Below are 14,550 nucleotides of genomic sequence, written 5' to 3' on the forward strand. Positions count from 1 at the left end.
TGTTCCGGCAACGGCCACCCGTCCTAGGGTCGCGTTTAGGGCCTGTCTCAACGCCCCCGCCGGCGAGCGGGGACCCCGAGACGGGCCCTCGGGGCCAACGATGGGGAGGAGCACACGTGCCCGGACCATCCCCGGATGCGAATCTGGCTGAGGTTCTCAGCCAGTGGACTCGCGCATTCGGCTGGTCGGATCGGGTGGCGTTCCTGTGCGGCGACGACGTCTACACCCACGGCGAGGTCCACCGGGGGGCGGCCCGCATGGCGTCCCTGCTCGTCTCGTACGGCATCGGCCCGGGGGACCGGGTGATCCTCGCGCTGCCGGGCTCGATCGAGTTCGTCTGGGCGTTCCTCGCCACGGTGCGCATCGGCGCCGTCGCGGTCCTGGCGGATCCGGACACCGACCCGGAGACCGAGACCGCGAAGCTCGTGGTGAGCGGACGGCTCCCGCACGCGCTCACCCCGGCCGAGCTGATCGCGGCCATGCCCGCCGCCGGCACCGCCGACCCCTACCCCGTACGCCCCGACACCCCCGCGTACGGCCGGTACGCCACGACGTTCGCCCACGGCGAGCCGGAGGAGGACTACCTCGCGATGGAGCCGTTCGGCCTGCGCGAGAACGACGTGCTCTTCTCGGTGCCGAAGACCGAGGACCCCCTCGGCCTGCGCAACACGATCTTCCTGCCGCTCTTCTCCGGGGCCAGCGCGGTGCTCGACTCCGGGCAGCGGTCGGTCCCGGTCGTGGCCGAGCGTGTGCGCCGGCACCGGGCGAGCGTTCTGCTCTCCTCGTCGGCGTTCTTCTCCCGCGTGGCGATGGAGGGGCCCCAGACCACCTTCGAACCGCTGCGCATCGCGGTGTCCTACGGCGCGACGCCACCGCCGAGCCGCGTCGAGCAGTGGCTCGGCTGCCCGGTGGTGACGCCGTGAACGGTCAGCTCCCCGCGCCCCGATAGGTGCCGAAGCTCCAGAACACCCCTTCGGGGTCGCGGACGGTGAACCCCGAGCCGTACGACTGCGAACGCGGCCCGTCGACGACCGTCGCGCCCGCCGCGCACGCGCGTTCGAACAGGCCGTCGACGTCGTCGGTCACGACGTAGACCGAACCCGTGCCGGGCGGCAGTCCGGCGATCGTGCTGTCCTCGCGGGAGGCGCTGCCGAGCATGACGCCGCCGCCCCCCGGCCAGCGGAGCTCGGCGTGGTCGACCTGGGAACCGGTCTCATGGACCGCGACGCGTTCGAAGCCGAAGGCGTCGACCAGGAACCGGATCGCGGCGTGGGCGTCGGTGTAGCGGACCGAGGGCCAGATGGCGGTTTCACTCATGCCCCGAGGATGCGGCCCGCACCTCCTCCCCGTCTTGGATGAATGGGAGGTCCTGGCCGGTCAGCCAGGCCGACGGCGGGCAGCCGACGAAGTCGTTCCACTCGCGCGCCAGGTGCGCCTGGTCATAGAACCCGCACCGCGCGGCGACGTCGGCGAAGGAGGGCCGGTCGGTGCGCCGCAGCATCCGCGTCGAGCGCTCGAAGCGCATGACGCGCGCGGCCTCCTTCGGTGTCAGGCCGTACTCCGCGGTGAAGCGGCCCCCCAGGTGCCGCCGGCTCCACCCGACCTCGCGGGCCAGCTCGTCGACGCGTACGCCCCCGCCGCGCGCGGTCAGGAGCCGCCAGGCGTGGCGCAGCTCGTCCGGGGGATCCGGGAGACGGTCGGCCTGCCGGGACAGCACCTCATCGAGGATGGCGAACCGCGCCGGCCAGGAAGGAGCCCCGGCCATCCGCTCGATCAGCTCGCCGGCGCGCGCCGTCAGCACCTCGTCGAGCGGGACCACGACGCCGGCCAGCTCCCCGGCCGGCAGGCCGAACAGCGACCGCGCGCCGCCGGGCGTGAGCGCGAGCTGGACGCCGTACTGGTCGCCGTCGTGCTCGATCAGGGCCGCCCGCATGTGCATGCCGCCGGCGAGCGCCGCGAGCGATGACCGCCGCCGGTCGGGCATGACCGTACGGGTCGGCTCGCCCAGGCTGATGACGACCGTGAGGTAGGGAGAGGGCAGGCCGAGGTGCGTGCCCGGCGGCAGGCCCTCGTAGCGGTAGCCGGAGTAGTGGGCGACCAGCGGGCGCAGGCGGGCCGGCGGTGTCACGTCGGCTCGCTCCATGACGAGCGCCGGACTGCTCATGCGCTCCACGGTAACCGTGACCACCGACATTGGGGCAGGTCCGCGCGGACTCGTAGACTGTCCGCGCGACGGCGAGGGAAGGAACCCGGTGAGAGTCCGGGGCTGTCCCGCAACTGTGATCAGGTAGCGGCCCGCGAGCACGGCCACGGCGAGAGCCGGAAGGCCGCGGGTGGCGCCGGTTCCCGACGGACCGGCACCGCGCGACGACCTGAGAGTCAGGAGACTTCCCGCTGTCGGCGATGGCACCCGAGCCGGGGCGAGGACCCCCGAGGGAAGGATTCACACGTGCGCGTGCTGCTGCTCTCCACCGCCGACACCGAGCTTCTGTCGGCCCGATCGGCCGGGTACGCGACCGGCAACCCCGCCCGGCTCGACCTGAGCGACCTCGACGCCCTGTGCGAGGGAGCGGACGCCGTCGTCGTACGCCTCCTCGGCGGCCTCAAGACCTGGCGCGACGGCGTCGAGGACCTGCGGCGGCGCGGGCTCCCGCTCGTCGCGCTCGGCGGAGAGGCCGACCCCGACGCCGAGCTGATGGCGCTGTCCACGGTGCCCGCTGGCGTGGCGGCCGAGGCGCTCGACTACCTGCGCGAGGGCGGCGTCGGCAACCTGCGGGAGCTGGCGCGCTTCCTCGCCGGGATGCTGTCGCCCGGTGACGACGAGCCCTGGGCGCCGCCGCAGCGGATGCCCGCGTACGGCGTGCACGGCGAGCCGGACGTACGCGAGGGCCGCCCGACCGTGGGCGTGGTCTTCTACCGGGCGCACGAGCTGTCGGGCAACACCGCGTTCGTCGACACCCTCTGCGCGCGGATCGAGGCCGCGGGAGGCAACGCGCTGCCGGTCTTCTGCGGCTCGCTGCGCGCCGCCGACGAGGGCCTGATGGAGCTGCTCGGCCGCGCCGACGCGGTGGTCGTGACCGTGCTCGCGGCGGGGGCGTCGGCCGAGGACGGGTGGGACGCGGGCGCGCTGGCGACGCTGGACGTCCCGGTCATCCAGGGCATGTGCCTGACCACCTCGCGCGAGGTGTGGGAGGCCTCCGACGCCGCGCTGTCCCCGATGGACGCGGCGATGCAGGTCGCGATCCCGGAGTTCGACGGGCGGCTGATCTCGGTGCCGTTCTCCTTCAAGGAGGAGGGCCCGGACGGCATTCCGGTCTACTCCGCCGACCCCGAGCGCGCCGCCCGCGTGGCCGGCATCGCCGTACGCCACGCGCGCCTGCGGCACACGCCGCCGGCCGAGCGGAGACTCGCCATCGTCCTGTCGTCCTACCCGACCAAGCACGCCCGCGTCGGCAACGCGGTCGGCCTGGACACCCCGGTCTCGGCCGTACGCCTGCTGACGGCGCTGAAAGAGGCCGGTTACGAGGTCGGTGAGCACCCGGCGGACGGCGACACGCTCATCCACACGCTGATCGCGGCGGGCGGGCACGACGTGGAGTGGCTGACCGAGGACCAGCTCCGCGCGGCCCCGGCGCGGGTGCCGCTCGAAGACTACGAGCGCTGGTTCGCCGCACTGCCCGAGCGCCTGCGCGAGGGCGTACGGCGGCACTGGGGCGAGCCGCCCGGCGAGCTGTACACCGACGGCGGCGACATCGTGCTGGCCTCGCTGAGGTTCGGCAACGTGCTCCTGATGATCCAGCCGCCGCGCGGGTTCGGCGAGAACCCGGTCGCGATCTACCACGACCCCGACCTGCCGCCCTCGCACCACTACCTCGCCGCCTACCGCTGGCTGGACCAGGTCTTCGGCGCCGACGCCGTCGTCCACCTCGGCAAGCACGGCACCCTCGAATGGCTGCCCGGCAAGGGGCTCGGCCTGTCCGCCGAGTGCGCGCCCGACGCGGTCCTCGGCGACCTTCCGCTCGTCTACCCGTTCATCGTCAACGACCCGGGGGAGGGCACCCAGGCCAAGCGCCGCGGGCACGCCGTGATCGTCGACCACCTGGTGCCGCCGATGGCCCGCGCCGACACGTACGGCGACCTGGCCAAGCTCGAACAGCTCCTGGACGAGTACGCCACGGTCCAGGCCCTCGACCCGACCAAACTGCCGGCCGTACGCGCGCAGATCTGGACCCTCGTCCAGGCCGCCCGGCTCCACCAGGACCTCCACGTCGACGACCAGCCCGACGCCACCGCGTTCGACGACTTCGTCCTGCACGTCGACGGCTACCTCTGTGAGATCAAGGACGTGCAGATCCGCGACGGGTTGCACATCCTCGGCGACGCGCCGGACTCCGGCCAGCGGGTCAACCTCGTGCTCGCGGTGCTGCGGGCCGGCCAGGTCTGGGCGGGCCGCGCCGGCGCGCTGCCCGGCCTGCGCGCGGCCATCGCCGCCCGGTACGGCCTGGACGAGAAGGCGCTGCTCGCCGAGCCGGGCGCGCCGGCGGACGCGGGCGGCCTCACCGACCTCGCCGACGGCCCGTCCCGTACCGCCTCGGACGCCATCGACCTGCTGGAGGCGGTCGCCCGGCGGCTCGTCGTCGGCATGGAGACGCTCGGCTGGGAGGCGTCCAAGGCCCCGGCGGTCTGCGCCGAGGTCCTCGGGGCGCCGGCGCCGGAGGTCGTACGCCTGCTGGAGTTCGCGGCGGAGGAGGTGGTGCCGCGCCTGGACGCCACGTCGGGCGAGATCGACGCGGTGCTGCACGCGCTCGACGGCGGGTACGTCCCGGCGGGCCCGTCCGGATCGCCGACGCGCGGCCTGGTCAACGTGCTGCCGACCGGCCGCAACTTCTACTCCGTCGACCCGAAGGCGATCCCGTCCCGCAACTCCTGGGACGTCGGCGTCGCCCTCGCCGACTCCCTCATCCAGCGCCACCTCGCCGACACGGGGGAGTACCCCCGCAGCGTCGGCCTCACGGTCTGGGGCACCTCGGCCATGCGCACCCAGGGCGACGACATCGCCGAGGTGCTGGCCCTGATCGGCGTACGGCCGGTGTGGGACGAGGCGTCGCGCCGGGTCACCGGCTTCGAGGTCGTCTCCCGCGAGGAGCTCGGCCGGCCGCGCATCGACGTGACGCTGCGCATCTCCGGCTTCTTCCGCGACGCGTTCCCGCACGTCATCACGCTCATGGACGACGCCATCGCGGCCGTCGCCGAACTCGACGAACCGGACAACCACCTGCGCGCGCACGCCCTGGAGGACGCCGCGCGGCACGGCGACTGGCGGCGCGCGACGAGCCGCATCTTCGGCTCCAAACCGGGCGCGTACGGCGCGGGCCTGCTGCCCCTGATCGACTCGCGCAACTGGCGCGACGACGGCGACCTCGCCGAGGTGTACGCGGTGTGGGGCGGCTACGCGTACGGCCGCGACCTGGACGGGCGCGAGGCGCGTACGGACATGGAGTCGGCGTTCCGGCGCATCGCGGTCGCGGCCAAGAACCAGGACACCCGCGAGCACGACATCGTCGACTCCGACGACTACTTCCAGTATCACGGCGGCATGGTGGCCATGGTCCGTACGCTGACCGGCCGCAGCCCGGCGGCGTACGTCGGCGACTCCGCGCTGCCGGAGCAGGTGAAGACCAGGACGCTCGGCGAGGAGACCCACCGGGTGTTCCGCGCCCGCGTCGTGAACCCGCGCTGGATCGCGGCCATGCGCCGCCACGGCTACAAGGGCGCGTTCGAGCTGGCCGCGACCGTCGACTACCTGTTCGGCTACGACGCCACGGCCGGGGTGGTCGACGACTGGATGTATGAGAAGCTCGCCGAGGAGTACGTCTTCGACGCCGAGAACCGGGAGTTCATGGAGCGCTCGAACCCCTGGGCGCTGCGCGGCATCACCGAACGCCTCCTGGAGGCGGCCGACCGCGAGCTGTGGGCCGAGCCCGACCCCGACACCCTCGACCGGCTCCGGCAGACGTATCTCCAGCTGGAGGGCGACCTCGAAGGCGAGTGACCCTCACCAGGGGACGACGTCGTCGCGGTGGTCGCGGAACTGCAGGCCCGGCTCCCCGGCGTGCGTCTCGATCGTGTCCACGATCCCGGGCACGCTCTCGTCCATGGTCAGCGGCGCGCCGGGGCCGCCGAGCCCGGTCTGGACCCAGCCCGGGTGGATGAGCAGGAGCGTGTGCTCGTCCGGATGGCGGACGGCGTAGCCGCGCATCAGCTGGTTGAGGGCGGACTTGCTCGCCCGGTAGACCTCGTGCCCGCCCTGGGTGTTGAGGCTGACGCTGCCCTGCCGCGACGACATCACGCCGATGGTCCCGCCGGCCCTCACGAGCGGCCGGAGGGTCTCGACGGTGAGCATCGGGCCGAGCGCGTTCGTGACCATCACCGCACTGAAGACCTCGGTGGCGACCTCGGCCGCGGGTTCGTCCGCACCGGCGATGCCGGCGTTGACGAAGAGCAGGTCGAGCTCGCGGTCGGCGATCCGGTCCCGGAGCCCGGTGAGGGTGGCGGCGACGGTGACGTCGGCCTGCTCGACCGTGACCCGCCCGTCCGAGACGTCGGCGAGGTCGTGGAGGTCCGTACGGCCGGGCCCGCGGACGGTCCCGATGACGTTCCAGCCGCGCCGCGCGTACTCCCGTGCGATGCCGAACCCGAGGTTGCGGGAGGCACCGACGATCAGGGCCGTCTTCATGGGCGTTCTCCGTGGATGTAGTCGCCGGACCGCAGGTCGTCGAGCAGGGGCGCGTGCACCGGCTGCCAGCCGAGCAGCGCCCGTGTGAGGTCGCTGGACACGGGCGCGTCCGCGGCCAGCATCGTGGCGAGGAAGGTGCTCCCGAAGTGCTCGCTCGCGCCCTCGAAGTGCGCGCGCGCCTCCTCGAAGGTCATCGACACCGAGGGGACGCCCAGTTGGTGTCCGATCTGGTCCGCGACGCTCTTCAGGGGCACCCCGGACTCCGAGGCGGCGTGCAGCACGGTGCCGGGCGCGGCGTTCTCCAGCGCCAGCCGGTAGAGGTTCGCCGCGTCGAGCCGGTGGACCGCGGGCCAGCGGTTGGCGCCGTCGCCGATGTAGGCCGCGACGCCGGCCTTCCGCGCTCCTTCGATGAGGGCCGGCACGAACCCGTGGTCCTTCGGCCCGTGCACGGTCGGCGCCAGCCGTACGACGCTCACCCGCACCCCTCTCTCGGCGAGGGCGAGCGCCGCCCGCTCGCCGGGGAGACGGTGCGCGGCGGCCGAGCCCGGGTCCGGGGCGTCCGTCTCGGTGCTGACCCGGCCGCTCGGCATGACCAGGGTTCCGGACGTGACGACCAGAGGACGGCCGCTTCCGCCGAGCGCCTCGATCGCCGCGACGTCGTCACGGGCCCGCGACTCCGGGTCGTCGCGATCGCCGCTGAACGCCATGTGGATCACCCCGTCCGCGTCTTCGGCGCCTTTCCTCAGGCGGTCGAGGTCACGTAGGGAGCCGCTGAGCGCGGAGGCGCCCAGCGCTTCGAGCCGTGCCGCCGCCGCGTCCGAGCGCGCCAGCCCGGTGACGGTGTGGCCGGCCGTGATGAGCTCCGCGACGACGGCGGGGCCGGTCAGACCGGAGCCGCCGGTGATGAATACGTGCATGACACCTCTTTTCGGGATCGTCAGTCACTGACGATACACGCTCTAAAGTCAGTGACTGACGATGTGGTGTAGGCTCTGGGGCGTGGCCGGCAGCAGGAAGGACGTGCGCCTCCGCCTCCAGCGGGCGGCGCTGGAGCTGTTCGCCGAGCGGGGGTTCGAGCGCACCACGGCCGCGGAGATCGCCGCCCGCGCCGACGTGACGGAGCGCACCTACTTCCGGCACTTCCCGGACAAGCGCGAGGTGCTCTTCGACGGCGAGGCCGCCATGCGGAAGTCACTGGTCGACGCCGTGGCGAACGCCCCTGCCGGGCTGACGCCCCTCCCGCTGCTGCTGGAGGCGTTCCTCTCCGTCGTGCCGAGGTTCGAGGCCGATCGGGAGCTCAAGGTGCGCCGGCACCGGGTCATCGAGGCGGCGCCGGAGCTGCGGGAACGGGAGCTCACGAAGTTCGCGCACCTGACCGACGCGATCACCACCGCGCTCGAACACCGGGACGTGGCACCGGGGCTCGCGTCACTGGCCGCGACGTGCGGCATCGCCGTCCTCACCCGGGTACGGCACGAATGGCTCGCGGGCGACACGCGCGATTACCCGACGCTCCTCACCGACGCCTTCGCGGACCTGACCACACTCTTCGATCGCGATGCCCCGAAGATCGGCACCCCGCTGTAGTGGAGGTCGTTCAACTGTGACTTCAAGCAGGCCTAGAACAGAATATTCTTCCGGTACTGCATGAGACCGCTGACGAGCCCCACGACGCCAAGCTCGATGAACAGCCAAGGTACGGCCGAAGCAGCTCCATAGGTCAGCCATCCCCAGACGAGCACGGCGCCATGGGCGCCACTGGCGATCAGCCACATGAGGACGATCAGACCCTCCTCATAGTCTGGATGGACTCGGCCCACCCAGATGATCCACAGCAGGCTGACGAACCCTGTGGCCCACGCGCCGACGGTCATGGCAGTGGTCCAGGTGAACCCGTCGTTGAAATACAGCAGGGCGACCACGCCGCCGATGAGGTAAACGAGGGCCCGGAAGGCCTTCCAAGCCCAGAATCGCAATACGCGTTCGATCTCGGCCTGCCACTCGGCGTCCGCCTGCGCCGCCTGCATCGCCTGCACGCTTTGTTGAATGAGGAGTTCGCTGATTAATCCGTAAGAAGCCGGTAAGCGGTATCTGTCCATATATGGACTATATACATCGCTTGCCGATCTTGATTTTCAACACTTCCCGCTCGGGACCGATTAACCACTCCCCTTAGTCGTGGAGTGCCGCGTCGGCGGGTCCCAGCTCGAAACGGGTGAAGCGTACGGTCAGGCCCTCGCGTTGTGGGGAGCAGCAGAACGGGCCGGCCGCGGCCGTCGCGTCCGGGTCGAGGGGGGCCAGGCGGACCATCCGCCACGGTTCGTCATCGCGCCTGGCCCGTACGGTCACCGCGTCGCCGGCCCGGCTCGCCCGGATCGTGATCCGGCTCCGGCCCCAGTCCGGTACCGGAGCCATCGACCAGTCCGACCGGCCCCGCGTGACCACCGCGCCGAGCTGGGGCAGGCCGTCGCTCAGCTCGACCCCGGCCTTGATCCACGTCTCCGCGTCCACCCGGACCAAGAGCCCCGCCTGGTCGAACGTCTCGGAAAGGTCGGCCGCGAACTCCACCTCGATCGCCGACCCGGGCGGGAAGGCGGTCAGCAGCGCGTGCCCGTCGTCGTGCACGAACCCATAGGCCGTCGTACGCCAGAAGTCGCCGCCCCGGCGCGTGGTGACCACCAGCGCGTCGCCGTCCGGAACGGCGCTCAGCGGCGGGTTGAGCCACGCCGCGTCGGACCACTCGATGGCGGTCGGCTCGTCCATGGGATCTCTTCTCCGTCGATGGTCTAATCTGCGCCCGGTGACCAGGCTGACCGAGAAAATCGTGACCTGCCCGAACTGCGGCGCAGAGGTCGCGATGAACATCGTACGGAGCACCAACACCCTCGGCGGGCGGGCCGCGGACTTCCGTCCCATCGCCGTCGGCGAGCAGCCGCTCGCGCACCTGGTCCATACCTGCCCGTCGTGCGGCCTGACGGGGGAGGAGGACGCGTTCTTCGAGGAGGTCGACGACCGCACCCGTGAGCTGATCGCCGAACGCCTCACCCCCCTCGTACGCGCGGAGGCGCCCCCGCCCCCGTCGCGGCGGCACGAGTTCGCCGCCTGGCTGGCCGAGTGGCGCGGGCTCCCGCCCGGGACGGTCGCGCAGTACTACCTCAGTGCGGCCTGGTGCTGCGTGGACGAGGAGCGCGCCGCCGAGGCGGACCACCGGCGCCGCGCGATCGCCGGTTTCGAGCAGGCCCTCGCCGGCCACGACCTCGGGTCGCGGGACCGCGCCGCGTTCACCTATCTCATCGGCGAACTCCACCGCCGGATCGGGGACGCGGAGCAGGCCGCGGAGTGGCTCGGCCGGGCCGAGGAACTCGCGCGGGCGAGCGAGGAGACCTGGATCGAGGCTCTCGCCCGCCGCCAGGCCACCGACCCGCAGGACATGATCTGAGTACGGCGGGACCCGCCTGGGCGGGTCCCGCGCCGGTGGCTCAGAGTTCGACGATGCCGCCGTCGGCGACGAGGTCGAACCCGGTCGTGTAGCTGCTCTCGTCGGAGGCCAGGTAGTAGATGGCGCTGGCCATCTCCTCGGGTCGTCCCAGCCGGCCGACCGGGATGATCGACTTGAACCCCTCCACTCCCGCGTCGCGCTCGGCCTCGCTGGCGAACTGGCGGTCGATGATCGGGGTCTCGACCACGCCGGGGCTCAGGACGTTGACGCGGATGCCGCGCTCCCTCAGCTCGGCGGCCCACGTACGGCCGAAGGACCGGATGGCGGCCTTGGTGGCGGCGTACGCCCCGTAGGTCGGGAATCCCTTGACGTTCATGCCGGACGAGACCAGGACGACGCTGGCGCCCGAGCCGAGCAGCGGCAGGGCCTTCTGCACGGTGAAGTACGTCCCGCGCGCGTTGATGTTGAAGATCTTGTCGAAGTGCTCGGGCGTGCTCTCGTCGATGCTCCTCATCTCGACGATGCCGGCGTTGGCGACCACGATGTCGAGCCGGCCCTTCCGCTCCTTGATCGTCGCGTAGAGGCGGTCGAGGTCGCCGAGGTCGGAGACGTCGCCCTGGACGGCCTCGATATTGCGTCCGATCTCGGCCGTGGCCTTGTCGAGCTCGGTCCCGCGGCGGCCGGTGATGAAGACGAACGCGCCCTCGTCCACCAGGCGCCGTGCGGCGGCGAGACCGATCCCGGTGCTGCCGCCGGTGACGAGTGCGACCTTTCCGTCGAGCTTGGCGCTCATTTCTTCCCCCCGTGTGGGTTCTGTACTGGAACGTCAAGAACGCTAGCTGTTCTGTACCGGATCGTCAAAAACGGATATGATCAGGACGTGGCCAGACCCCGGAGCTTCGACGAGCAGGCGGTTCTCGACTCGGCCATGCGGCAGTTCCGCGCGGCGGGCTACGCCGGCACGACCCTCGACGACCTCTCGGCCGCGACGGGCCTGGGGCGCGGAAGCCTCTACGCCTCGTTCGGCGGAAAGCACGCCCTGTTCATGAGGGCGCTGGGCGAGTACGCCCGCCAGATCCTGGACGAGGTCCGCGGAATGCTCGACGGCCCGGACGAGACCGCCGTCCGGCGGCTGCGCGACTTCATCGCCGCCGGCGCACGGTTCGTGATCGACGACGCCGACCGGCTCGGCTGCATGGCCGGGAAGTGCGCCTACGAGGTCGGCGACCAGGACGAGGAGGCGCGGGAGATCATCCGGAAGGTCTTCGTCGACCAGCAGCGCCTGATCCGCGACTGCGTGACCGCCGCCCAGCGCTACGGCGACCTCGACCCGGACGCCGACCCCGGGCCCATCGCGTACCTCGTCCTGAGCCTCAGCCGCGGCTTCGACGTCATGGCCAAGGGCGGCATCGGCGCCACCGACCTCGACGCCACCGCCGAACGCGCGTTCCAGGGACTACCGCTGACCTCGCGGTACGAGGCGCGGCGGGCATGACCGAGCACGCGCCCGCCCGGACCGGCGCCACGATCCTCTGAGCGGGCTCCTCGTTTCATGAGGTCTTCAGCGCTCGTTCGATGATGGCCCGCGACTCCGCGATGGAGTACGCGTGGCCTCTGAGCAGGTCGAACCGCATCGAGCATTTCGCCACGGCGGCCGGCCGGTCGATCAGCGCGCCCATCTCCGCCGACTCGATGTAGACCATGTCGGGGTCGCCGTCGAATCCGAGAATGGTGAAGCTCCCGGAGAACGCCCCGCAGTACCGCGTGTCCTGCGGCATTACCTGAAGGCTCACCTCCGGGCGCTCGGTGAACTCCAGCAGATGGGCGAACTGCGCCTGTACGACCTCGGGCGAGCCCACCTCACGCAGAAGCGCGCGCTCGTCGACGACGAGGAAGATGTGCGGCGGATTCCGGCGAGCGAAGATCGCCTTTCGCTCAGTCCCCTTGGCGATCGCCTCGTCGGCGGCCTCGCGGCTCATGGACGAACCCAGAACCGCGCGTGCGTACTCATCGGTCTGGAAGAGAGCGGAGATGAGGTGCGTCTCGTACATGCGAATCGAGTCGGCCGTCCGCTCCAGATCCACGTACTTGGAGAACCCCAGCGGCGCCATCCGCAGGCGATGGGTGCCCTTGATGAGTTTCCAGAGTTCGAGGAAGAGGCCCTCGGTCTTGAAGTAGGTGTCGAGGTCTTGGGCGAACGTCTGGGACGGCATGTTCTTCGCCGTCTCGATCTGCCCCATGAACTGCGGGGTGTACCCGGTGGCCGCCGCGATATCGACCTTGGAGAGCCCGGCCGTCTCCCGCATCTTCTGCAGCGCTATACCGAACGCCCGGACCGCCGGGCCGTCGTGTGGATCGCGTTGTGCCGCCACTGTTTCCCTCCGTGAGTACGTGGTTTCACTGCGTCTATTTCCGCAGTTCAGCCTCGCGAGGTCGGAGCGCTGTGTCAGCATTCCCCTGGAACGTTGGAACCTCGAATCTCACGGAGAGTGAAGCGATGTACATCAACGAGTCACCGAACCCTAGGTCGTCGTTGTGGAACCTCATCGCCTGCATGCTGCGGTTTTACCGCACCCAGCGTGGAGAGTCGGGTGCCGTACTGGCCGAGCTGCTCAACTGCGCCCGCTCGTCAATTTCCAGACTGGAGAACGGCGATGCGAAGCTCACCCCCAAGCAGGCCGCGAAGTTAGACGAGGCATGGAATACCGGCGGACTGTTCGGCGCACTGGTCTACTACGCGCGCGTCGGTCACGACCCGAACTGGTTCCAGTCGTTCATCGAACCGCTGCTGCGGTCCTCGGTCGTCAAGGCTTACAACGGGCAGCTGCTACCAGGCCAATTGCAGACCCCCGAGTACGCGCGGGCGCTTTTCACTACCGGACGAGTGCGGGACATCGATGCCGCGCTGAAAAAAAGAATGTCGCTGCAAGATCCGCTGAGAGGGCCGAATCCTCCGGAGCTGTGGATTCTGCTCGCCGAGACCACCTTGCTCGTCCATATCGGAGGCAAGAAGGTCATGCACGACCAACTCGGTAAGCTGCTGGAAGTGTCGGAGATGCCGAATGTCATTTTGCGTGTGATCGCCAACTCCGCAGGCAGCAATCTCGGCTTGGACGGTCCGTTCAGAGTCGTGACGGTAAAGGAGGGGAAACTGGGTTTCGTGGAGGCCCTGAACGGTGGCAGACTCGTGACGGATATAGCTGAGATAGCTGACCTCGAAGAGCGGTTCGACCGGATCGGGGCGGTCGCTGAGCCAGTGGACTCCTCTCGTTGCCTGATCAAGGAATTGATGGAGACCTACGTATGACCATCACGGTGTGGCGCAGGAGCAGTCGGAGCGACAACGGCACGTCGGCTCAGTGTGTGGAAGTGGCGGAGTTCTCGGAGGGAGATCCGCGGGATTGAGCCCGGTCGTGGTGCGGGAGCGGGCGGGACCGTACGCTGATCGGCCATGGAACCGGATGTTCTGGGCGCGGACTACGAATCCCTCCGTCTGACCTTCGAGGACGACGCCGAAGGCGAGGTCGTCGCCACGCTGGTCCGGCGGCGTGCGCCGGGCCGTAAGGCCGTGCTGTACGTGCACGGCTTCGTCGACTACTTCTTCCAGCAGCACCTCGCCGACTTCTACGTCGAGCACGGCTACAGCTTCTACGCCCTCGACCTGCGCAAGTACGGGCGTTCGCTGCTCCCGCACCAGACGCCGAACTTCGCCCGCGACATGTCCGACTACTTTCCCGAGCTCGACGAGGCCGTCCGCCTCATCCGCGAGGAGAACGACCTCGTGCTGCTCAACGGGCACTCCACGGGCGGGCTGATCCTGGCGCTGTGGGCGGACCGGGTACGCGGCAGGGGACTGGTCGACGGACTGTTCCTCAACAGCCCGTTCCTGCAGCTGAACGTCCCGCCGGCCGTACGCACGACGGTCGGGCCGTTCGTGCGCGGGCTGGCCAAGGTGCGTCCGGCCATGGTGTTCCCGGCCGGGGTGTCCGAGACCTACGTCCGCAGCATCCACAGCGACCACGACGGCGAGTGGGACTTCGACCTCGCCTGGAAGCCCATGCGCGGGTTCCCCGTACGGGTGGGCTGGCTGTCGGCGATCCTGCGGGCGCAGCGCCGGGTGCACCGAGGCCTGAACATCGACGTGCCGGTGCTGGTGATGGCCTCGGTGCGCAGCGCACGCAAGAAGAACGACGACCACACCAGCGCCGACGCCGTCCTGAACGCCGACGACATCGCCCGCTGGTCGACGCGGCTCGGACCCCACGTCACCTGCGTGCGCGTCGACGGCGGCCTGCATGACCTGGCCCTGTCCGCGAAGCCCGTACGGGAGACGTTCTTCACGGAGCTGGAGCGGTGGCTGACGGCCTACATGTGA

Annotated in this window: 16 protein-coding genes and 1 riboswitch; of the genes, 8 read left to right on the forward strand and 8 right to left on the reverse strand. The window is 70.5% G+C overall.

Translation table 11 applies throughout. The annotated features are described in order from the left end of the window. The first annotated feature begins 116 nt into the window (after window positions 1-116). Window positions 117-923, forward strand: a complete 807-nt coding sequence (locus tag QWU11_RS32795; protein WP_290118361.1) for an AMP-binding protein — start codon at window positions 117-119, stop codon at window positions 921-923. 4 nt (window positions 924-927) lie between these two features. Here QWU11_RS32795 and QWU11_RS32800 read toward each other — a convergent pair whose 3' ends face one another. Next, window positions 928-1,317: a VOC family protein gene (locus QWU11_RS32800; RefSeq protein WP_290118362.1), complete on the reverse strand. Its 390-nt coding sequence runs from the start codon at window positions 1,315-1,317 to the stop codon at window positions 928-930. Continuing rightward, window positions 1,310-2,164, reverse strand: a complete 855-nt coding sequence (locus QWU11_RS32805; protein ID WP_290118363.1) for a helix-turn-helix domain-containing protein — start codon at window positions 2,162-2,164, stop codon at window positions 1,310-1,312. Before QWU11_RS32805 ends, QWU11_RS32800 begins: the two co-directional genes overlap by 8 nt. Before the next feature lie 78 nt (window positions 2,165-2,242). Beyond that, window positions 2,243-2,390: riboswitch (cobalamin riboswitch) on the forward strand. 59 nt (window positions 2,391-2,449) lie between these two features. Between QWU11_RS32805 and cobN the strand changes: the two genes are divergently transcribed. Further along, window positions 2,450-6,052, forward strand: a complete 3,603-nt coding sequence (gene cobN / locus QWU11_RS32810; RefSeq protein WP_290118364.1) for a cobaltochelatase subunit CobN — start codon at window positions 2,450-2,452, stop codon at window positions 6,050-6,052. 3 nt (window positions 6,053-6,055) lie between these two features. Here the strand turns inward: cobN and QWU11_RS32815 are convergent, their stop codons facing one another. Together QWU11_RS32815 and QWU11_RS32820 are read right to left on the reverse strand one after the other, a co-directional pair. Continuing rightward, window positions 6,056-6,736: an SDR family oxidoreductase gene (locus tag QWU11_RS32815; RefSeq protein ID WP_290118365.1), complete on the reverse strand. Its 681-nt coding sequence runs from the start codon at window positions 6,734-6,736 to the stop codon at window positions 6,056-6,058. Further along, window positions 6,733-7,653 carry an SDR family oxidoreductase gene (locus tag QWU11_RS32820; protein ID WP_290118366.1) on the reverse strand — a complete coding sequence of 307 codons (921 nt, stop codon included), beginning with the start codon at window positions 7,651-7,653 and terminating at the stop codon, window positions 6,733-6,735. The genes QWU11_RS32815 and QWU11_RS32820 overlap by 4 nt, the downstream gene beginning before the upstream one ends. A gap of 82 nt (window positions 7,654-7,735) precedes the next feature. Here QWU11_RS32820 and QWU11_RS32825 point away from each other — a divergent pair, with 82 nt between their 5' ends. After that, window positions 7,736-8,323 carry a TetR/AcrR family transcriptional regulator gene (locus QWU11_RS32825; protein WP_290118367.1) on the forward strand — a complete coding sequence of 196 codons (588 nt, stop codon included), beginning with the start codon at window positions 7,736-7,738 and terminating at the stop codon, window positions 8,321-8,323. 32 nt (window positions 8,324-8,355) lie between these two features. Here QWU11_RS32825 and QWU11_RS32830 read toward each other — a convergent pair whose 3' ends face one another. Together QWU11_RS32830 and QWU11_RS32835 are read right to left on the reverse strand one after the other, a co-directional pair. After that, window positions 8,356-8,835 (reverse strand): hypothetical protein, encoded by a 480-nt coding sequence (locus QWU11_RS32830; protein ID WP_290118368.1) that lies wholly within the window; start codon window positions 8,833-8,835, stop codon window positions 8,356-8,358. Window positions 8,836-8,908: 73 nt separating this feature from the next. Next, entirely contained in the window at window positions 8,909-9,499 is a 591-nt protein-coding gene (locus QWU11_RS32835) for a DUF1349 domain-containing protein (protein WP_290118369.1), read from the reverse strand. 37 nt (window positions 9,500-9,536) lie between these two features. Here QWU11_RS32835 and QWU11_RS32840 point away from each other — a divergent pair, with 37 nt between their 5' ends. After that, entirely contained in the window at window positions 9,537-10,175 is a 639-nt protein-coding gene (locus tag QWU11_RS32840) for a DUF2225 domain-containing protein (protein WP_290118370.1), read from the forward strand. Window positions 10,176-10,215: 40 nt separating this feature from the next. Here the strand turns inward: QWU11_RS32840 and QWU11_RS32845 are convergent, their stop codons facing one another. Next, on the reverse strand, window positions 10,216-10,968 hold the full coding sequence (locus tag QWU11_RS32845) for an SDR family oxidoreductase (RefSeq protein ID WP_290118371.1): 753 nt from the start codon (window positions 10,966-10,968) through the stop codon (window positions 10,216-10,218). A gap of 87 nt (window positions 10,969-11,055) precedes the next feature. Between QWU11_RS32845 and QWU11_RS32850 the strand changes: the two genes are divergently transcribed. Further along, window positions 11,056-11,670 (forward strand): TetR/AcrR family transcriptional regulator, encoded by a 615-nt coding sequence (locus tag QWU11_RS32850; protein ID WP_290118372.1) that lies wholly within the window; start codon window positions 11,056-11,058, stop codon window positions 11,668-11,670. Window positions 11,671-11,725: 55 nt separating this feature from the next. On the opposite strand, the gene QWU11_RS32855 is transcribed toward QWU11_RS32850, so the two are convergent. Further along, window positions 11,726-12,628, reverse strand: a complete 903-nt coding sequence (locus QWU11_RS32855) for a helix-turn-helix transcriptional regulator (protein ID WP_290118373.1) — start codon at window positions 12,626-12,628, stop codon at window positions 11,726-11,728. 44 nt (window positions 12,629-12,672) lie between these two features. Between QWU11_RS32855 and QWU11_RS32860 the strand changes: the two genes are divergently transcribed. The 3 genes from QWU11_RS32860 to QWU11_RS32865 are packed head-to-tail and all read left to right on the forward strand — an operon-like array spanning window position 12,673 to window position 14,550. Beyond that, window positions 12,673-13,482 (forward strand): helix-turn-helix transcriptional regulator, encoded by an 810-nt coding sequence (locus tag QWU11_RS32860; RefSeq protein WP_290118374.1) that lies wholly within the window; start codon window positions 12,673-12,675, stop codon window positions 13,480-13,482. After that, window positions 13,479-13,580: a DUF397 domain-containing protein gene (locus tag QWU11_RS47500; RefSeq protein ID WP_354670922.1), complete on the forward strand. Its 102-nt coding sequence runs from the start codon at window positions 13,479-13,481 to the stop codon at window positions 13,578-13,580. The genes QWU11_RS32860 and QWU11_RS47500 overlap by 4 nt, the downstream gene beginning before the upstream one ends. A 46-nt stretch (window positions 13,581-13,626) precedes the next feature. Then, a complete protein-coding gene (locus QWU11_RS32865) occupies window positions 13,627-14,550 on the forward strand; it encodes an alpha/beta hydrolase (protein WP_290118375.1) in 924 nt (307 codons plus the stop codon).

This window comes from Actinomadura sp. DC4 (assembly GCF_030406325.1).
Lineage (GTDB): Bacteria > Actinomycetota > Actinomycetes > Streptosporangiales > Streptosporangiaceae > Actinoallomurus.